This is a genomic window from Rhodanobacter sp. T12-5, from assembly GCF_008329435.1.
Lineage (GTDB): Bacteria > Pseudomonadota > Gammaproteobacteria > Xanthomonadales > Rhodanobacteraceae > Rhodanobacter.
The window spans coordinates 358,871-377,281 of sequence record NZ_NPKN01000002.1 but is presented as its reverse complement, the minus strand read 5'-3'; the positions used below and the strand labels follow the sequence as shown (position 1 = coordinate 377,281).

Below are 18,411 nucleotides of genomic sequence, written 5' to 3'. Positions count from 1 at the left end.
GGGTCCGTACTCAGCCCGCTTTCGCCGGTTTTGCGTTGGCTTCGAACGTGACCGTGAACGCCGCGTCCGCGAGCGCGTCCAGGAAGTCGCGCGCGTCGAACGCCTGGCCTGCGGTGAGCGAACCGTTGCCATGGACGCGGCCATCGAGGATGCGTTGCAGCGCTTCGACCAGCAATGGTGCGGTGACGGCGTAGATGTCGCGTCCGCTGGCGACGGCGCGATCAACGCGGTCGCCGCGGCGCACGCGCACATCGACGACGAAGCGCTGCGCGGAACGGCCGCTGTCGTCGGCGGCGGTCGGCGTTGGCGTGGCCGGATCGCGCAGGTCGCGCAGCGGCGCCAGGTTCATCCACGAGTGCAGGTTGCGGCAGGCGACGTGGTGCGACAGCACGACCGTCTCGGACAACGGCAACAGTACGGTCTCCTGCGTCCCGAAGGGCGCCGGGAAATCGGTTTCGCGCACCGGCGCGGGGTCGGGCACGGTGCAGGTGCGGCCGTGTTCGATGTATGTGCGCGGGTAGTGGTTGCGGTCGCCGGTGAGGCGGGTGCCACGCGTGGGATGCCAGCCGTCGAGCGCGACGGCGATGTCCACCGCGTCCGCGTCGGTGGCGCCGTCGAGCGCGGCGCTGGCCAGCAGATCGGCAAGGCCGCCATAGAAGGCCATTGCCGGCAGCACCGTCACGCCTGCGGCTTTCGCCTCGCCATCGCGCGCCAGGGTGTCGGTCACGGCACGCTGTTCCGCCGCCACGTCGAGATAGTCGATGCGTGCGCGCAGCGCCGCATCCAGCACCGGTGCGGCGGTGTCGAGAAAGGGCCCGGCGCAATGCAGGACGGCGGCGGTGCCTGCGAAGGCGGCATCCAGCGCGGCGGCATCATCGGTGGCGGCCACGCGGACCTCGACGCCGGTTTCCGCGGCCAGTTCATGCAGCCTGGCCGCGTCGCGGCCGCAGGCCACCGGCACGAAACCGCGGCGGCGCAGTTCGGCCAATACGAAGCGGCCGGTATGGCCGTAGGCGCCGTATACCGCGATGCGGCGGGAAGGATGTGTCGTCATGCCTGTTCTCCTTGCATGGTGCCGGCGTGCAACCACCGGCCACGGCCGGCGAAGCTGCCCGTGGCCGGGGTGAGAAAGCGGCGCCGGGTCATGCCCGGCGCCGCCAGTCGCGTGGCGAATAATGAAGTTGCCCCGCTCAAGCTTTCGCTTCCGCCTCGCGCAGCTTCTGTGCGCACTCCTCGCAACAGACCTCGACGGTGCGGCCGCCGATGGTGACCTTGATGGCGTTGCCGTCGAGCGGATAGTCGCAGGCGGCGCAGGTGTTCTCGTTCATGGCGTGTCTCCGGTAGGGCCCGCGATCGGGCAGGCGCAGGAGACCACCAACCGGCGACGGCGGCTGTCAGGATCTTTAGCGATTCACGATGACCTGAGAGGTTGAGACTCCAACCTCTCAGGCCGGCCATGGCGAGGGCATGGATGCCCGAGTTGAGGCAACGCAGGAGCAGTTGCCCGATGGCCGGCCGCGGATCGGGCACGCCAGTGCCTGATTCGCGTGAGCGAGTCAGGGCATGTACCGGACTCGCGATAGAAGAAAGCCACAGGATGTGGTTTTCTTTACAGCTTCTGTGCCAGTGCGGCCTGGCGGAATGCCGTGGGCGTGTGGCCGTAGGCCTGGCGGAATGCGGCGCTGAAATGGCTGTGGCTGGAGAAGCCCAGGTCCTGCGCCAGCGCGGCGACGTCCTCGCAGTCGGCCACCAGGTCCAGCGCGCGCGCCAGGCGCAGGCGCAGGTGGTAGCGGTACAACGGCATGCCTTCGACCTGCTGGAAGGCCTGGGTGAGGTAGACCGGCGAGCCGCCGACTTCCGCCGCGATGTCTGCCAGCGCCCAGCGCCGGGTGAGGTCACTGGCGAGCAGCAGCTTGGCCCGGTCCACTAGCCGCTGGCGCGCGCGCGACGCGCCGGGTGCATGGGTGGTGCGCGGGCCGAGGCTGCGGCACACCAGGGTCAGTGCCAGGCTCTCGGCCTCCAGCGACTCGATGCCGCCGTTGCGCAGGCTGTGGCGCAGCAGGGCCACCAGCACCTGCGCGCGCTCGTCGATGCGCAATGCCTGATGGTGGAACACCGGCTGGTCGCGCCGCTGCAGCATTGCCGCCGGCGCCAGTTCGCGCAGCAGCGGCTGCGATACCGACAGCGACAGGCAGGCATCGCCGCCGGTCGCCGGGTGGCTGACCTGATAGCCCTCGCCGGCGTTGAAGAACAGCACGTGGTTGGCGTCGGCCACCGATTGCGTGTTGCCGACGTGGCGCAAATACAACCCGCGATACGGGAACACCAATTGAGTCGAAGTTGCGCATTCCTCGGCACTGCGGTGGCGGCACTCGCCGCGGCAGCATACGTCGTGCACCGCGACGGTGGTCGATTGCAGCAGCGGCTGGACGTCGAACTCCGGCATGGGTGCAACTCGAAAGGGGCGATGCAGTCTAGCGCAGTCGCTGCAGGCCGCAGGCCGGGACGATGGCGGCCCAGGGGAAGCGCGGGCCGGGATCGAGCTTGCGGCGGATCTGCAGCGCGGAATCGTCGCTAGCCGGCATCAGCGCGGTGTCCAGGTCCTCATGGCCGGCGATCTGGCGAAGGTTCGGGAATGCCGCGCGCAACTGCACCAGCAGGGCACCCAGTGCGGTGATCTGCGCATCGGTGTACGGCTCATCCATCTGCTGGTGGCGCGAATCCCACCAGTGCGGATAGCGTCCCCGGTTGACCAGCTCGATGCCGATCGAGTTCGGGTTGTGGCCGCGCACGTGGTTCGCCACGCGGGTGCCGGGCACGTAGCGGTACACCGCGCCGTCGCGGTCGACGTAGTAATGGCCGCTGTTGCCGGCGCCGCTGGCGTGCAGCACTTTCTCGCCGTACTCGCGTGCCATGGCCAGGTCCGGCAGTTCGGTGCAGTGGATCACCACCAGCTCGACCGTCTCGGCGGGACGCTCGGGCAGGAGGTCGACATAGGGCAGCGGCTGGTCGTGGATGCTCAGGTTCATGCGGGTCAGTTTCGCATGTGCCGGAGCTGCGGCGGAAACGCTGCCTGTTACCATGCCAGCCTTGCTTTCGGCACTTTTCATGGAGACCGCCATGCGCGGCCAGATCATTCTTTCGCACGGTTCGGATTCCAGTCCCGATGCGACCAAGGTCAGCGCGCTGGCCGCACTGGCCGAATCGCTGGATTGGCGCACGCAGCGGCCGGATTACCGCGCCGACGACGCGTGCGGCCACGCCGGATCGGTGGCGCCGCGGATCGCCCGCCTGCGCGCCGCCATCGAGGCGCTGGATGCGCCGCCGCTGCTGGTCGGTTCCAGCATGGGTGCATTCGTCTCCGGCCTGGTCTCGCTGGACGTGCCGGTGGGCGGTTTGCTGCTGCTGGCCACGCCGAGCGGGATCCCCGGCTACGCGCGCAAATTCGACCTGCGCCCGGATGTGCCCACGCTGCTGATCCACGGCTGGCGCGACGAGGTCTGCCCGCTGGCAGGCGTGCAGGCGTTCGCCGCCCGGCGCCGCTTGCCGCTGCTGGTGCTGGACGACGACCATCGGCTGGGTTCCAGCATGGAGACGATCGGCGCGCAGTTCCGGCTGATGCTGGACCAGCTGGCGAGCGCCGCATGAGCCATTACTTCGCCACCTGCCCGAAAGGCATGGAATACCTGCTGCGCGACGAACTGGTCGCGCTCGGCGCCAGCGACGTGCGCGAGGCGCTTGCCGGCGCGCATTTCTCCGGCACGCTGGAAACCGCCTACAAGGCCTGCCTGTGGTCGCGCCTGGCCAGCCGCATCCTGCTGCCTCTGGCCGAGTTCGATGCCGCCGACGACGACGCGCTGTACCGTGGCGTGCAGGCGATCGACTGGAGCCAGCACCTGGCCGCGCACGCCACCTTCGCGGTGGACGCTGGCACCGCGATGAGCAAGCTGACCCACAGCCAGTTCATCGGCCTGCGCACCAAGGACGCGGTGGTCGACCAGTTCCGCCAGCGCGACGGTTCGCGCCCCGGCATCGACACCGACGAACCCGATATCCGCATCAACGTCCGCGTGCGCCGCGACCGCGCCACGCTGTCGCTGGACCTGGCCGGCTCGCCGCTGCACCGGCGCGGCTGGCGCGAGGAGCAGGGCGAGGCGCCGCTGAAGGAAAACCTCGCTGCCGTGATGCTGCTGCGCGCGCGCTGGCCGGAGGTGTACGCGGCGGGCGGTGCGTTGATGGATCCGATGTGCGGCTCGGGCACGCTGCTGATCGAAGGCGCGTTGATGGCGGCCGACGTGGCGCCCGGCCTGCGCCGCGAGTACTTCGGTTTCCTCGGCTGGCAGCAGCACGACATCGCGCTGTGGCGCGGCCTGCTGGACGAGGCGAAGCAGCGCGCCGAGACCGGCCTGCGCGCCCTGCGCAGCGTGTTCTTCGGCAGCGACGCCGACCCGCGCATGGTGCAGACGGCCAAACGCAACGCGCAGGCTGCGGGCGTGGCCGGCTTCTTCACCCTGGACAGGCAGGACGTGACCCATGTCGCGCCGCCGCCGGGCGTCGGCTACGGCCTGGTCATCACCAACCCGCCGTACGGCGAGCGGCTCGGCGATCGCGCCGAGATGCCGAAGCTGTACCGCGCGCTGGGCGACGCCTTGCGCGACCGCTTCAGCGGCTGGCGTGCCGCGGTGCTGGCCGGCGACGTGGAGCTGGGCCGGGCGATGCAGCTGCACGCGGACAAGCGCTACGTGCTGTACAACGGCGCGCTGGAAACCGTGCTGCTGACGTTCGACCTGAAGCAGCGCGACGAGAAACCGCGCGAGCCGAAGCCGCTGTCGGCCGGTGCGCAGATGCTGAAGAACCGCCTGGAAAAGAACGTCAGGCACCTGCGCAAGCGGCTGCTGCGCGAGGATATCCACTGCTGGCGCGCCTACGACCAGGACCTGCCCGAATACGCCGCGGCGATCGACGTCTACGGCGACACGAACGGCGACGACCACCTGCACATCCAGGAATATCGCGCACCGGCCGACGTGCCGCCCGACGTGGCCCGGCTGCGCCTGCGCGAGATCGCGCGCGTCGCCGGCGAGGTGCTTGGCGTGCCGCGCGAACGCATTGCGCTGAAGACCCGCGAGCGCGGCAAGGGCGGTTCCAAGTACGGCCAGCTCGACCAGCGCAACGAGTTCATCGAGGTGGAGGAGGGCGGCCTGAAGTTCCTGGTCAACCTCACCGATTACCTGGACACCGGCCTGTTCCTCGACCACCGGCTGGTGCGCGCGAAAGTGCGCGAGCTGGCCGAGGGGCGCTGCTTCCTCAACCTGTTCGCCTACACCGCCACCGCCAGCGTGCACGCGGCGGCCGGCGGCGCGCTGGAAACCACCAGCGTGGATCTTTCCGCCACCTACCTGGAATGGGCCTCGCGCAATCTGGCACAGAACGGTTTCAGCGGTGCCAGCCATCGCTTGATGCAGTTCGACGCGCTGGAATTCCTGCAGCGCGACCGCGGCCATTACGGCCTGATCTTCGTCGACCCGCCCACGTTCTCCAACTCCAAGCGCGCCGAGGACTTCGACGTGCAGCGCGACCACGTGAAGCTGCTCGAGGCCTGCAACGAGCGGCTGACCCGCCACGGCGTGATCGTTTTCTCGAACAATTTCCGCCGCTTCAAGCTCGATCGCGAGGCGCTGGAACAGCACTTCGAGATCGAGGACTGGACCACGCCCAGCATCCCGTTCGACTTCGCCCGCCGCGCCGACATCCACGGCTGCTGGCTGCTGCGCCGGCGCAAGGCTGACCCGGGGATCAACCCGTGGGATACGGCACGCATCAAAAGGTGAACTCTTCAGTGCACATTAAGCGTGATCAGCCGAGCATCGCGCCGTACATCGGAGAGAAATCATGACCAAACGATTCAGCGGGGCGGGCAAGCTGGCGGTCATCGGCCTGGCGGTCGCGGCGGCGGTGGCGATGCCTCTGAGCGCATCGGCGCGTGGCTGGGGTGGCGGCCATGGTCATTACGGCGGCTATCACGGTTCTTACGGTGGCTATCATGGCGGCTACCGTCATGGCGGCGGACACTGGAGTGGCGGTCGCTGGATCGCCGGCGCGATCGTCACGGGCGCCGTGATCGGCCTGGTCAGCGATGCCCTGCAGCCGGCGCCGGTGTATTACGACCCACCGGTGGTGTACGGGCCGCCGCGGACGGTGATCTACGAAGACGGTCCGCCGGTGGTGCGTCGTCGCGTGGTCGAAACCCGTACCGTGGTGTACGACGACCCGTACCAGACACGCTACATCCGCGACGATGGTTACGATCGCGACGACGGTTACGACGACCACTGACGTCCCTTGGTGGCGACGGGAAAAAGCCCGGCTCAGGCCGGGCTTTTTTTGTTTCCGGATGAGGATCATGCGCCAGCTCGATCCGCTTGCCTTCAAAATGCCACCGCGTTATCACAGGATTTGAACGATATGCACGGCATGCTGAAGGGCATGATTTTGCCCGATTCCCTCTTCATTACCCTGCCGGTGGCCTTGCCCCGGATCGTCGCACCGGAGCAACTGCAATGATCGATCGATCACTGTTGCAGTCGTCGATGGCGGCGCGATTCCGGCAGGTGCGCCAGCAGACGTTGGCACTCTGCGCCGGTTTGAGCGCCGAAGACCTGATGTTGCAGTCGATGCCCGATGCCAGCCCCGGCAAATGGCATCTGGCGCATACCAGCTGGTTCTTCGAACAGTTCGTACTCGGTCGCGATCCGGCGTACCGGCCGCGCGATCCGGCCTGGTTTTACCTGTTCAACTCCTACTACGAGTCGGTCGGGCCGATGCATGCGCGGCCTCAACGCGGGCTACTGTCGCGGCCGTCGCTGGATGAGGTGCACGGCTATCGGGCATACGTGGACGATGCAGTGAGTGAATTGCTCGAGCACTCTGACGATGCGGAGCTGGCCGCACTGGTCGAGCTGGGCCTGCAGCACGAGCAACAGCACCAGGAGCTTTTGCTCACTGACATCAAGCACGCGTTCTGGTGCAACCCGCTGCGGCCGGCGTATCGCGAGCTCCTGGCGATTTCAACGGCCGCGAAGGCGGCGGCGCCGCTGCGCTTCGTCGCTGGCCGTGAGGGGATCGTCGAGATCGGCCATCGTGGCGAGGGCTTCGCATTCGACAACGAAACCCCGCGGCACCGTGCGTTGCTGCAGCCGCACGCATTGGCCAACCGGCTGGTGACCAATGCCGAATACCTGGCGTTCGTGCGGGAAGGCGGTTATCGCGAACCCGGTTTGTGGTTGTCCGATGGCTGGGCCACGGTGCAGCGCGAAGGTTGGCAACGTCCGATCTACTGGCAGGACGGCTTGTCCAGCGAGTTCACCCTTGCCGGTATACGGGCGCTGGACCCGAACGAGCCGGTGTGCCATCTCTCCTATTACGAGGCCGAGGCGTTTGCGCGCTGGGCCGGCGCGCGGTTGCCGACCGAGTTCGAATGGGAGGCTGCCGCACAAGGCGTCAGGGTCGAAGGCAACCTGCAGGACGAGCGCCGCTTCCACCCGCGCGCGGCGGCCGGTGACTCGGCGCTGCTGCAGCTGTACGGCGATGCGTGGGAATGGACCGCCTCGCCTTACGTCAACTATCCGGGCTTTCGCCCGCTGCCCGGTTCGCTGGGCGAATACAACGGCAAATTCATGTGCGGTCAATGGGTGCTGCGTGGCGGTTCGTGTGTCACTCCGCGCGATCATCTGCGTACCAGTTACCGCAATTTCTTTCCACCCCAGGCCCGCTGGCAATTCGCCGGGCTACGACTGGGACAGGACCGATGAGCAGTGTGCAACCTTTTGGCATCAGCGACGACGATCGTCGCCCGCCGGTAAGCGATTTGCTGGAAGTTGCCCAGCGCGGCCTCGGCGCCAAACCCAAGCGGCTGCCGTCGTGGCTGTTCTATGACGAGCTCGGCTCGGCCCTGTTCGAGCGGATCTGCGAACAGCCGGAGTACTACCTCACGCGATGCGAAACCGCGTTGATGGAGGAGCACGCGGCCAGCATCGCCGACACGCTCGGCAGCGACGTGCGGCTGGTCGAATACGGCAGCGGCAACGCGCGCAAGACCCGCCTGCTGCTGCAGCACCTGCATGCGCCGGTTGCCTATATTCCTGTGGAGATATCGCCGGAACCGCTCAGGCAAAGTGTCGAGCGGTTGGCGATGGAATTTCCGAGGTTGCCGTTGCAGCCGTTATGCGCGGATTTCAGCAAGCCGTTGCGTCTGCCGATTCCGCCACGCGCGCCGCGACGCACGGTGGTCTACTTTCCCGGTTCGACCATCGGCAATTTCGAGAATCGCGAAGCAGCGGTGTTGCTGCGCAAGATGCGCAACGAGATGGGCGACGGCGGCGGCATCCTGATCGGGGTGGACCTGAAAAAGGACCAGGCCGTGATCGAGGCGGCCTACAACGATCGCGCCGGGGTCACCGCAGATTTCACCCTGAACATGCTGGCCCGGTTGAACCGGGAGATCGGCAGCAACTTCGAGCTGTCGGCCTTTGGTCACCGGGCGCACTACAACCCGATGGCCGGACGCATCGAAACGCACATCGTCAGTCGTCGCGATCAGCAGGTGAAAATCGGTCGCGCGAGCGTGCCCTTCCGTGCGGACGAGGCGATCCAGGTCGAATACAGCTGCAAGTATTCGCTGGAGGATTTCGCCGCCTTGGCCGCCAAGGCCGGCCTGGCGGTGTTGCGCGTGTGGACTGATCCGCAGCAGATGTTCAGCGTGCAGTATCTGGTGCGGGCCAGCACGTTGACGCGATGAGCCGCCATGGAACTCTCCACCGGGACGTGTGATGCGCGTCCCGGTGGAGTGGCTTTCAGCTTGCGTTGCTTCGCGCCGTCACCTCAGGCCTGTCACTTCAGGCCTGTCACTTCACTCCATACAGCGTCCGCACATCGCTGGTCAGTGCCGCCTGGCTGTCCTCGCGTGCGTAGAACATGTGGCCGCCGGGGTATTCCTTGACCTGCACGCGGGTCGGGTCGCCCATCGCCGGCATCTGGTCGACGATCAGCACCGAAGCCATGAACGGGCAGGACAGGTCGTTCCAGCCATGCGCGATCAGCACGCGCAGGCCGGGATCGTTCGCCACCGATTCGCGCAGCTGCGACACCGAGCCCTTGTTGGCGTCGTCGTCCTCGTGCCACAGCTTGTTCACCTCGTAGCTGAGCGCGTTGTAACGCGCGTCGATCTTCCAGCCGACGGTCTGGGTGACGAAGTTGACCATGGCGCTGGTGGTCGGCGCGATGATGCCGTTGAGGATCGGATCGCCGGTGCGCTGGTGCGGCGCATACGGGAACGGGTCCCACGCGGTGACGTTGGAATCGTAGCGGCTGCCCAGTTTGCCTTCGGCGCGGAACACCTCGCGCAGGTAGGCCTGGGTTTCCAGCCGACCGCCGGAGCGCTTCACGAACAGCGGATCGAGCCCGGTCAGCTCGGTGACTTTCTTGATCACGCGATCGGTCGCCTGCGGGTCGGAACGGCCGCGCATCAGGTCGCTGGCGTACTCGCCGCGCGTGTATTCGATGATCGGCGCCATCGCCTGCGGCGTGAGCTTGTGCTCGCGCTCCAGGTGCGAGGCGGCGATCGAGGGCAGGGTGAGCATCCATGGCAGCGGGGACACGTTCTCGTCGTCGGAGGCGGCCGGGTCGAGATACGGCGACAGCAGCACCATGCCGTTCATCGCCACGCCGAGCTGGGTCTGCAGGTAATCGGTGATGCGCGGGCCGCGGAAGCCGCCGTAACTTTCGCCGACCAGGTATTTCTTCGATGTCATGCGGCCGTTCTTGATCAGCCAGTCGTAGACGATGCGCGAGAGATACTTGATGTCGTTGTCGGTGCTGTAGAACTGCTTGGTCGCTTCCTTGTCGTCCACCAGCGCACGGCTGAAGCCGGTGCCGATGGGGTCGATGAAGACCAGGTCGGTGAAGCCCAGCCAGGTGCCGGGGTTGTCGTGCAGGATGGCCGGGTCGGACGGGTTGTCGCCCTCGACGCCGAAGTTCACCTTTTTCGGACCGATCGCGCCGAGATTCAGATACACCGACGACGCGCCCGGGCCACCGTTGAACGCGAACGTCACCGGGCGGTCCTTGCCGGGCATGGTGTACGCGGTGAACACCACCTCGCCGGTGACGTTGCCCTTCTCGTCGCGCACTGGCAGCGAGCCTACCGTGACCGTGTACTTGAGTGTCTTGCCGTCGACCACGGTGGATTGCGTCACATGGGCATCGGCCGGGAACGGCGGCAGATGGAAGCCGTTGCTGCTGCTGGCGTTCTCGGTCGCTGCCGGCTTGTGGGCGTCGGCGGCGAGCGCGGTGGTGTTGAGTCCGGCAACTATCAAGGCGGCCAGCAAGGCGGTTTGCAGGGGCTTGCGCACGGAGCGCTCCTCGTCGGGTGGGGGAAGCTTGCAAGCCTAACCTCCAACGGCCAGGGCCGGAGTGTGCATAAAGACATGGGTCCCCGGGCGACGGGGCTCACTGCGCCATCGCCTGATCCAGTGCGCCGGCCGTCGGCGCCAGGCGTTCGATCCATTGCCCGAACGCCAGCACGAAGCGCTGCAGCGATTGCGCGGTGGCCGCGTCGGTCAGCCGTCCATCGGCGTCGAAGCGCGCGGCGGCGTTTGCCACGAACACGCTGGGGGCAGGCATCACCAGCGTGCCGCAGGTGTGCAGCACCTGCCGCAGCGAGGCCTGTGCCAGACGCGTACCCCACGACCCGGCGCTGGCGCCGAGTATGCCCAGCGGCTTTTCCTGCAGCACTTCGCCGGCAGGACGCTCGCGCGAGAGCCAGTCGAGCGCGTTCTTCAGCACCCCGGGCATGGCGTGGTTGTACTCGGGCGTGGCGATGATCACGCCGTCCGCCGCAGCGACCGCCGCACGCAGCGCCTGCACGCCGGCGGGCCCCGCCGCTTCGCGCTGTTCGAGATCCTCGTCGAACAGAGGCACGTCGGACAGGTTCTCGTAAACGTGCAACTGCAGGGTCGCCGGTGCCAGGGCGGCGGCCGCGTGCAGCAGGTGGCGGTTCCATGAGTCGCGTCGCAGGCTGCCGGCGAGGCACAACACCTGGTGGACGCGGGCGGGATGAGTGGCGGTGGCGAGGTGGGTCATTGGATCAGCTCCGGAAAGAAATCAGTTTTCGACCAGCAACAGGCCGGCGCAGCCGACCAGCAACGTGCCCATCACCACGTCGACGCCGCGACGGATCGAAGGGCGGGCCAGCCATCGCGACAGCGCAGCGCCAAGGACGCTCCACAGCAGCAGACACGGCGTGGGAATCAACACGAACATGGCGGTCAATGTCGCGCAGCTGTGCAAATCGTCGGCCGGCAGCGTGGCCAGTGCGGTCAGCACCATCACCCAGCTCTTCGGGTTGAGGAACTGGAAGCCGACGAGGCCCGCCACGCCGGCGGGCAGGGGCGGGCCGGCAGTCGTGGTCACCACATGCGGTGCGGCGAGGCCCGCGCGAAACAGCGCCATGCCGAGCCAGGCCAGGTAGATCGCTCCCACAGCACCGACGCCGCGTCGCCACCCGGGTTGCTCCATGAACACCGTGCCGGTGCCAAGCGCCGCCAAGGCGAGCAGCAGCAGGCCTCCGAGCACGATGCCGGCGATCGCCGGCAGAGCGGCGCGAAAGCCTCCCCGGCTGGACGCGCGCAGTACGACCAGATTGTTCGGGCCAGGCGTGATCGCGGCCACGCAGAGCAAACCGCACACGGCGAACAGGCGATACATGACGAAGGTTCTTCTGCAATGGTCGAATGAGCTGCATGGTCCGACCGTCTGCTGGTCCATGCCGTCGGATCTATGGTCTAGAATTCCGACCATGAACGAGCTCCCGCTGAACGCCCTCCGCGCTTTTGCCATGGTCTATGCCCATGGCGGCGTGCGTGCGGCCGCGCGCGAACTGGGCATGGCGCATTCTTCGGTGAGTCGTCACCTCGGCGAGCTGGATCGCTGGCTGGGCGTGCCGTTGTTGCGCGCATCGGCCGGGCGCGGCGCTCTCACGTTCACGCCGCAGGGCGATGCACTGGGTCGGGCCACGCTGGCGGGCCTGCGCGAGATCGAGCAGGCCGTGGCGGCGTTGCGCGAGACGCGTCCCGCGCATGCAGTGACGCTGTCCGCCACGCCCTCATTCGCGATCCGCTGGCTGCTGCCGCGGTTGCCCGCGCTGGAGAAGGCGCATCCGAAGATCGAGCTGTCGGTGCAGGTGGAGCAGCGGCTGGACGCGCTGGACGACGGTCGCGTCGATCTGGCGATCCGCATGGGCCGCGGGCCATGGCCGGAGTTGCATGTCGAACCGCTGATGGACGATGCGCTGTATCCGGTGATGAGTCCGGCGCTGTGGCGGGCGTCCGGACGTCCGTCGAAACCCGCGCAACTGGCCGGCCTGCGCCTGCTGCACGATCGCGACCCGCAGGCCGCGTGGGAACTGTGGCGACAGCAGCATGGGCCGGCGAAACTCGCATTGCAGGGTGGCGCGCGTTACACCTCGTCCGACCTGGTGCTGCGTGCGGCGATGCAGGGGCAAGGCGTCGCGCTGGCGCGCCACCGGTTGGCAGCGGACGACGTGGCGAATGGCAGCTTGATGCGTCCATTCGGCGAGCTCGGCGCGCCGCTGGGGCCGTCGTACTGGATCGTGCGGCCGCCGGCGAAGCCGCGCATGGCGGTAGCTGCGGTCATCGACTGGCTGCAATGGCAGGCAGCGGGATTGGCCCAGGCCAACAAGCCCGCGGCGCGCCCGGACTGAGCTCGGATCAGGCGCGCGCCAGCGCCGCTTCGACGAACTGCTGCAGCTGCGCGGCATTCAGTGCGCCCGACTGGCGCGCGATCTCGCGACCCTGCTTCAGCATGATCAGCGTGGGAATGCTGCGGATGCCGAAGCGCTGCGCGAGTTTCGGCTGCGCCTCGGTATCGAGCTTGGCCAGGCGCAGACGCGGCTCTAACTTGCTCGCTGCCTGGGCGAACACCGGCGCGAAGCCGACGCACGGCCCGCACCACGGAGCCCAGAAATCCACCAGCACGGGCAGGTCGCCACGGCAGGCGACCGCGTCGAAGTTCGCTTCGGTCAAGGCCAGCGGATGTCCGTCGAACAAGGCCTTCGCGCAGCGGCCGCAGTTCGGATGCTCGCCGGCGCGCTCGGCCGGTACGCGGTTGAGTGCGCCGCAATGCGGGCAGGGGATGGTCAGTGAACTCATGGCAGACTCCGGCGGGATCATGGCGCCAGGCGCCATCGGCCACAACATGGCGACGGGCAATCACGAATCAAGGCGACCGAACATGCCGCGAGACACCCATTCATTCCGCCAGAGCGGGCTGTCGCGCGGTGCGATCGTGCTCGGCATGGCGTGGACTTTGCCGAACAGCATTGCAGGATTGTCGGTGGGCGTGATCGGACTTGCCTTCGGCGCGCGCATGCGCTGGCAGCCGGACGTGCTGGCGCTGGTCGTGCGGTGCTGGCCGTGGGGTGCGGGCGGCGCGCTGACCCTGGGCAATGTGATCGTGCACACCGGCGAGCGGCTGGACCGACCATGCCTCACCTACGCGCATCGTGCCGGCCGCGCGATCGAGCCGCCGGTGTCATTGGCCGATCACGAGCGTGCACATGTCTATCAGTACATGCTGCTGGGTCCGCTGTTCCTGCCAATCTATCTTTTGTGTGGCGGAATCAGTGTACGCAACCCGTTCGAACGTGCCGCCGACCGCTACGCGCGCCACGGTTACGGCTGGTGGCCATGGGGTTCTAGTGCACGCTGACCAGGTCGACGTCGAACACCAGCGATGCGTTGGGTGGCACGAGTTTGCCGACGCGTCGACCGCGGTAGCCCAGCCGGGGCGGGATCAGCAGGGTGCGCTTGCCGCCCACGTGCATGCCCTTGATGCCCTTGTCCCAGCCGGCGATGACCTTGCCTTCGCCGAGGGTGAAGGTAATGGTCTGGCCATGATCGTAGGAGCTGTCGATTCTTGCGCCGTGGTGGTCCGGGGCGCTGGCGTCATAGAGCCAGCCGGTGTAGTTCAGCTCGACCTGCATGCCGTCACGGGCGAGCGCACCGGTACCGACCTTCAGGTCGACCACGGTCAACGCGGTGAGGCCATCGGCGGCCAGCGCGACCGGTGCCGCCGCAGCGGCGACCAGCATCAGGGCAACACACCGCAGCAAGCTTCGACGCATCGTTCCATCCCGACCGGGTAGAGGCCATCAGTCTAAACGGAGGGCTTCGCCGGGGTCGATCAGTGACCGTCATCGTGGTCGTGTCGGTTTTTCTTGTCCCCGGCAGCGGGAGGCTTTCTCCCGTTGGCGTCATGTTTCGCCGGTGGCGGATGGCCCGTGCCCTGTGACCGGTTGTCATGGGTCGGATGCACCTGCTGGACCGGAGCCGCATGGCGCGCGGGCGCGGCTGGGCGCGCCTGCTGTCGGACAGCGGGCGCGGGGTGCGGCGTCGGCGCTGCCTGCGCTGCCTGCGCTGGCCGCGAAGGGGCGGTGCGTTGCTGCAGCTGCGGAGCGGAACGCTGCTGTTGCGGCGGCCGGTGACCTTGATCGATGCGACGCGGTCCCATCGGGTCGGGATGGGTCGGACGGGTGGGCCGCGCATTGCCATGCACCGGCCTGCGATACGGGTGGCGAATCGGTGGCGGAGCGGGGCGGCGCTCGATGCGACGGTGATACCAGTGGTCGCGATCGCGGTAGAACGGGCGGCCGCGATAGTAGTTGTCCCAGTAGGATCCGATCGTGAAGCTGATGATCGGAATGCCGATTTGCGCACCGTATCGCGGCAGCAATACCGGCTGGTCCTGATATTCGTATTCGATGTAGTTGCCGGCCACCCAGCCGCGATTTCCGTAGACGATCACATCGCACCATTCCCAGCCATCGGTGCAGCCCTGCACATCGACTTCGGTGCCGGCGGGAATCCGGTCGATCAGCGGGTAGCTCGGATCGGGACCGGCGCGCAGGTTGACGTTGCCGGTGACGTAGGCATCCGCGGCATGCGCCAGCGCAGGCACGCCCAGGGAAAGCGACACCAGCGAGACGAAGGCAAGAACGAACCGGGTCACGTGTTTCATGCAGGCGATCTCCAGCGGACGCCGTGGCGACTGCCTCCAGCTTATGCACCCGGCGATGTGAGGAAGTCGTGGCGATCGCCGCCCCGTGCATGCGCGGTTCAGCCTGCGGTTCGCGCCACAAACCGAAGGGCTACCGAGTTCATGCAGTAGCGCAGTCCGGTCGGCCGAGGGCCGTCGTTGAAGACGTGGCCGAGGTGGCTGTCGCAACCGGCGCAGCTGATCGCGGTGCGTTCCATGCCGAACAGGTGGTCGCGGCGTTCGGTCACGTTGCGTGCGGCGATGGGTTGCCAGAAGCTGGGCCAGCCGGTGCCGGAGTCGAACTCGGTCGCTGCGTCGTACAACGCGTTGGCGCAGGCCATGCAGCGGAACAGGCCGGCGACGGCGGGCTTTTCGTGATTACCGCTGAAGGCAAGTTCGGTGCCGTTGCGGCGCATGATCTCGTACGACGCCGGCGGCAATCGTTGCCGCCATTGCGCTTCGCTCAGCACCAGCTTCGGCACCTGGCGCGGGCCGAGGTCGCGGCCGTCGTCCGCGAAGATTTCCAGCAGTACATTGCCGGGCTTGCCGACCGGCGTGTTCGCGGCTGCGTAAAGGCGCGGCGCCAGGAGGCCGCCGCCGACGGCCAGCAGCGCGCCGCCGCCGAGCGCGGTGCGCAGGAAACCGCGGCGATCCATCGCGAGTGTTTCATCAAGACGTGACATGGCAACCTCCGCATGTGGGAGCGACTTCAGTCGCGATCGCTATTTGGTGTGGGAGCGTCGCGACTGAAGTCGCTCCCACAGCAGAGTGGCCGCAGATCAGCCGAACGTGAACGCGTAGGCCTGCACACCCGGGTCGAGGAAGGTGATCTCGAACAACCGCTCGCCGCTGCCATTGGCCTGGCGCACCAGCTGGTACAAGCGCTGGCCGGTGATGGTGCCGTTGCCGTCGGCGTCGGTATCCATGCCGTGATCGGCACCGGGCGACTTGCCGTCGAGGGTCACGCGAAAGCGGATCGGCTTGCCGTCGCTGGCGGGGCCGAGCACCAGATGCAGGTCGCGGCCGCGGAAACGGTAGACGATGCCGCCACCGGCCTTGTCCAGTTGCGCGTTCTCGTCGTGCACGGTCCAGCGCCCGTCGAACGACCACTGATCCGCGGCCAGCGTGCCGGGAGCCTGGTAGTCATGCGCATCGTCATGCACGACCCGGCCGCCGACGAAGTTCCGGGCGCGCGCATAGCCGACATAGGTCTCCGGCGACCGGGTGGGATCGTTCGACGCGGCGGCTTCGACACCGCGATGGGCGTCGCTCACGTAGCCGCCCGGCAGGTTCTTCTGGCCGGCCGCAGTCAGCAGCTGGCGGATCACGTCCTCGCTCTGACGATATTCGCCTTCACCGAAGTGGTGATGGCGGATCTGTCCCTGCGCGTCGATGAAGTAGTGCGCCGGCCAGTACTCGTTGTTGAAGCCCCTCCAGATCGCATAGTCGTTGTCCAGCGCGACCGGGTAATCGACGCCAAGGTCCTTCACCGCCTTGGCGACGTTCGCCGGATCCTTCTCGAACGCGAACTCCGGCGCGTGCACGCCGATCACCACCAGGCCGTGGTCCTTGTACTTGTCGGCCCAGCCGCGCACGTACGGCAGCGAGCGGATGCAGTTGATGCACGAGTACGTCCAGAAATCGACCAGCACCACTTTGCCGCGCAGCGATCCGGTGGTCAGCGGCGGGCTGTTCAGCCATTTTGTGGCACCGGCCAGCGACGGGAACGTGCCTTCCACCGGCAGCGGCTCGCCGGCCTTCAGCTCCGGCTGCGGCGCTGGCGCCGGACGCACGGTGTCGATCAGCTTCTGTTCGATGCCGCCGGTGCTGGCCAGCGAGACGCGGGTGAGCAGGCCGGTATCCAGGCCCAGCGCGATCGCCGCCACGCCGCACAGCACCAGCGCGCCAAGCGCACGGCGCACCCATTCGCCGGCGCCGAGCGAGCGCTTCATCAGGGCGAACACCTTGCCGCCGATCAGCAGCGCCAGGCCGAGCGAAGTGGCTGCACCGGCGGCATAGGTGAGCAGCAGCAAGGTGGTCTGCACGCTGGCGCCGTTCAGCGCCGCACCGGTCAGCAGCAGGCCCAGGATCGGTCCCGCGCACGGCGCCCACAACAGGCCGGTGGCGACGCCGAGGCCGGCCGCGCCCCAGATCGAATCGCCGTCGCCGGTGGAGGATCGTTGCGACAGGCGATTGCCCAAGGCCACGAACGGGCGCGTGATCCATTCGGCCAGATGGGTCGACAGCAAGGTCAGGCCAAGAAACGCCAGCACCACCAGCGCGACGATGCGGCCGTACTGGTTCGCGTGTACCGCCCAGCCGCCGCCCAGCGCGGCCAGCGTGGCCACCGCGGAAAACGTGATCGCCATGCCCAGCAGCATCGGGAAACCGTTGCGCATGAACGGTTTGTCCGAGCGGGCAAACACGAACGGCAGCACCGGCAGGATGCAGGGGCTGAGGATGGTCAGTACACCGCCGAGGTAGGCGAGGATCAACACGAGCATGGGAGCGGCATCCGTGGGAGGTCGTGGGGTTATTCGCCGGGGCGCCGGCGGTGGTTACATGCATGTACGACGTAACGTCGGCAGGGGATGCAGCGAAGACATGCTGAAGGGCCTCACCGTGGAGCGCGCATGTCGCAAGTCTTGACCGCCACCGGCCTGATGGGTCTAGATAGTGGACTTTCCCTGTGGGCGAGTCTCGACCAGACCGTGCCAGCCGATCTCACCGCGGCAAACGACAGCGAATCGCCCGGCCAGCGCCGGGCGGCGTGGATGGCGGCTGCGCAGGGCGGCGATCGGCGTGCCTACGAGAAGCTGCTGGGCGATTCGGTCGCGCTGATCCGCGCGGCCGCGCGGCGACAAGGCGTGGCGCCGGATCATCTGGACGACGTGGTGCAGGAGACCCTGATCACCGTGCATCGCGTTCGCCATACCTATGATCCGGCCCGCTCGTACGACGCATGGCTTACTGCGATCGCCAACCGCCGCGCGATCGATGCGTTGCGCAGTCGCGGTCGTCGCGACAGTCGCGAACTGCAAGACGATTTCGCGCTCGATCGTCATCCGGACGCGGACGATGCCAGCGCCGCCACCGAAAGCGAGCAGCGTGCACGGCGCCTGCACGAGGCGATCGCTGAGCTCCCGCCTGGCCAGCGCGAAGCGGTCGAGCAACTGGGCCTGAAGGAGCGTTCGCTGGACGAGGCGGCCGAACTGACCGGCCGCAACACCGGCGCGCTGAAAGTGAACCTGCATCGCGCGCTGAAGACGCTGCGCGAACGTTTCCATGGAGAACCATGAC

20 protein-coding genes are annotated in these 18,411 nt (G+C 67.5%); 8 read left to right on the top strand and 12 right to left on the bottom strand.

The window, feature by feature from the left end:
* Positions 1-10: 10 nt before the first annotated feature.
* The 4 genes from CIW53_RS05880 to CIW53_RS05870 all read right to left on the bottom strand — a co-directional run bounded on the left by CIW53_RS05880 (position 11) and on the right by CIW53_RS05870 (position 3,029).
* The gene (locus tag CIW53_RS05880; RefSeq protein WP_149363755.1) at positions 11-1,054 is read right to left on the bottom strand and encodes a saccharopine dehydrogenase NADP-binding domain-containing protein; all 1,044 of its coding nucleotides are present in this window, start codon (positions 1,052-1,054) and stop codon (positions 11-13) included.
* A gap of 136 nt (positions 1,055-1,190) precedes the next feature.
* Positions 1,191-1,328 (bottom strand): hypothetical protein, encoded by a 138-nt coding sequence (locus tag CIW53_RS17640; protein WP_172969596.1) that lies wholly within the window; start codon positions 1,326-1,328, stop codon positions 1,191-1,193.
* A 281-nt stretch (positions 1,329-1,609) separates the two neighbouring features.
* Positions 1,610-2,446: an AraC family transcriptional regulator gene (locus tag CIW53_RS05875; RefSeq protein WP_149363754.1), complete on the bottom strand. Its 837-nt coding sequence runs from the start codon at positions 2,444-2,446 to the stop codon at positions 1,610-1,612.
* Between the two features lie 28 nt (positions 2,447-2,474).
* Positions 2,475-3,029 (bottom strand): N-acetylmuramoyl-L-alanine amidase, encoded by a 555-nt coding sequence (locus CIW53_RS05870; RefSeq protein WP_149364171.1) that lies wholly within the window; start codon positions 3,027-3,029, stop codon positions 2,475-2,477.
* A gap of 91 nt (positions 3,030-3,120) precedes the next feature.
* On the opposite strand from CIW53_RS05870, the gene CIW53_RS05865 reads away from it, so the two are divergent.
* The 5 genes from CIW53_RS05865 (at position 3,121) to egtD (ending at position 8,797) form a co-directional block, all read left to right on the top strand.
* Complete coding sequence (locus CIW53_RS05865) at positions 3,121-3,648, top strand: alpha/beta hydrolase (protein WP_149363753.1); 528 nt, start codon at positions 3,121-3,123, stop codon at positions 3,646-3,648.
* A complete protein-coding gene (rlmKL, locus tag CIW53_RS05860) occupies positions 3,645-5,831 on the top strand; it encodes a bifunctional 23S rRNA (guanine(2069)-N(7))-methyltransferase RlmK/23S rRNA (guanine(2445)-N(2))-methyltransferase RlmL (protein WP_149363752.1) in 2,187 nt (728 codons plus the stop codon). Before CIW53_RS05865 ends, rlmKL begins: the two co-directional genes overlap by 4 nt.
* Before the next feature lie 61 nt (positions 5,832-5,892).
* A complete protein-coding gene (locus tag CIW53_RS05855; RefSeq protein WP_149363751.1) occupies positions 5,893-6,336 on the top strand; it encodes a hypothetical protein in 444 nt (147 codons plus the stop codon).
* A 224-nt stretch (positions 6,337-6,560) separates the two neighbouring features.
* Positions 6,561-7,811 (top strand): ergothioneine biosynthesis protein EgtB, encoded by a 1,251-nt coding sequence (gene egtB, locus CIW53_RS05850; RefSeq protein WP_149363750.1) that lies wholly within the window; start codon positions 6,561-6,563, stop codon positions 7,809-7,811.
* Positions 7,808-8,797, top strand: a complete 990-nt coding sequence (gene egtD, locus CIW53_RS05845; RefSeq protein WP_149363749.1) for an L-histidine N(alpha)-methyltransferase — start codon at positions 7,808-7,810, stop codon at positions 8,795-8,797. Before egtB ends, egtD begins: the two co-directional genes overlap by 4 nt.
* Before the next feature lie 106 nt (positions 8,798-8,903).
* Here the strand turns inward: egtD and CIW53_RS05840 are convergent, their stop codons facing one another.
* From CIW53_RS05840 to CIW53_RS05830, 3 genes are all read right to left on the bottom strand, one after another.
* Positions 8,904-10,409, bottom strand: a complete 1,506-nt coding sequence (locus CIW53_RS05840) for a peptidase S10 (protein ID WP_149363748.1) — start codon at positions 10,407-10,409, stop codon at positions 8,904-8,906.
* A gap of 97 nt (positions 10,410-10,506) precedes the next feature.
* Positions 10,507-11,139, bottom strand: a complete 633-nt coding sequence (locus CIW53_RS05835) for an NADPH-dependent FMN reductase (RefSeq protein WP_149363747.1) — start codon at positions 11,137-11,139, stop codon at positions 10,507-10,509.
* Between the two features lie 21 nt (positions 11,140-11,160).
* A complete protein-coding gene (locus CIW53_RS05830) occupies positions 11,161-11,763 on the bottom strand; it encodes a LysE family translocator (protein WP_149363746.1) in 603 nt (200 codons plus the stop codon).
* Positions 11,764-11,854: 91 nt separating this feature from the next.
* Between CIW53_RS05830 and CIW53_RS05825 the strand changes: the two genes are divergently transcribed.
* Complete coding sequence (locus CIW53_RS05825) at positions 11,855-12,778, top strand: LysR substrate-binding domain-containing protein (RefSeq protein ID WP_149363745.1); 924 nt, start codon at positions 11,855-11,857, stop codon at positions 12,776-12,778.
* A 7-nt stretch (positions 12,779-12,785) separates the two neighbouring features.
* Here the strand turns inward: CIW53_RS05825 and trxC are convergent, their stop codons facing one another.
* Positions 12,786-13,226, bottom strand: coding sequence for a thioredoxin TrxC (gene trxC / locus CIW53_RS05820; RefSeq protein ID WP_149363744.1), 441 nt, complete (start codon positions 13,224-13,226; stop codon positions 12,786-12,788).
* An 82-nt stretch (positions 13,227-13,308) separates the two neighbouring features.
* On the opposite strand from trxC, the gene CIW53_RS05815 reads away from it, so the two are divergent.
* The gene (locus tag CIW53_RS05815) at positions 13,309-13,785 is read left to right on the top strand and encodes a hypothetical protein (RefSeq protein WP_149363743.1); all 477 of its coding nucleotides are present in this window, start codon (positions 13,309-13,311) and stop codon (positions 13,783-13,785) included.
* Here CIW53_RS05815 and CIW53_RS05810 read toward each other — a convergent pair.
* The 4 genes from CIW53_RS05810 to CIW53_RS05795 all read right to left on the bottom strand — a co-directional run bounded on the left by CIW53_RS05810 (position 13,772) and on the right by CIW53_RS05795 (position 17,615).
* On the bottom strand, positions 13,772-14,200 hold the full coding sequence (locus tag CIW53_RS05810; RefSeq protein WP_149363742.1) for an FKBP-type peptidyl-prolyl cis-trans isomerase: 429 nt from the start codon (positions 14,198-14,200) through the stop codon (positions 13,772-13,774). The two genes, CIW53_RS05815 and CIW53_RS05810, sit on opposite strands and share 14 nt — an antisense overlap.
* A gap of 59 nt (positions 14,201-14,259) precedes the next feature.
* A complete protein-coding gene (locus CIW53_RS05805; protein WP_149363741.1) occupies positions 14,260-15,093 on the bottom strand; it encodes an SH3 domain-containing protein in 834 nt (277 codons plus the stop codon).
* 98 nt (positions 15,094-15,191) lie between these two features.
* Positions 15,192-15,794: a peptide-methionine (R)-S-oxide reductase MsrB gene (msrB, locus tag CIW53_RS05800; RefSeq protein WP_149363740.1), complete on the bottom strand. Its 603-nt coding sequence runs from the start codon at positions 15,792-15,794 to the stop codon at positions 15,192-15,194.
* A 96-nt stretch (positions 15,795-15,890) separates the two neighbouring features.
* Positions 15,891-17,615 (bottom strand): cytochrome c biogenesis protein DipZ, encoded by a 1,725-nt coding sequence (locus CIW53_RS05795; RefSeq protein WP_149363739.1) that lies wholly within the window; start codon positions 17,613-17,615, stop codon positions 15,891-15,893.
* A 207-nt stretch (positions 17,616-17,822) separates the two neighbouring features.
* Between CIW53_RS05795 and CIW53_RS05790 the strand changes: the two genes are divergently transcribed.
* Positions 17,823-18,410, top strand: coding sequence for a sigma-70 family RNA polymerase sigma factor (locus tag CIW53_RS05790; protein ID WP_242451823.1), 588 nt, complete (start codon positions 17,823-17,825; stop codon positions 18,408-18,410).
* The last annotated feature ends 1 nt before the right edge of the window (position 18,411 follow it).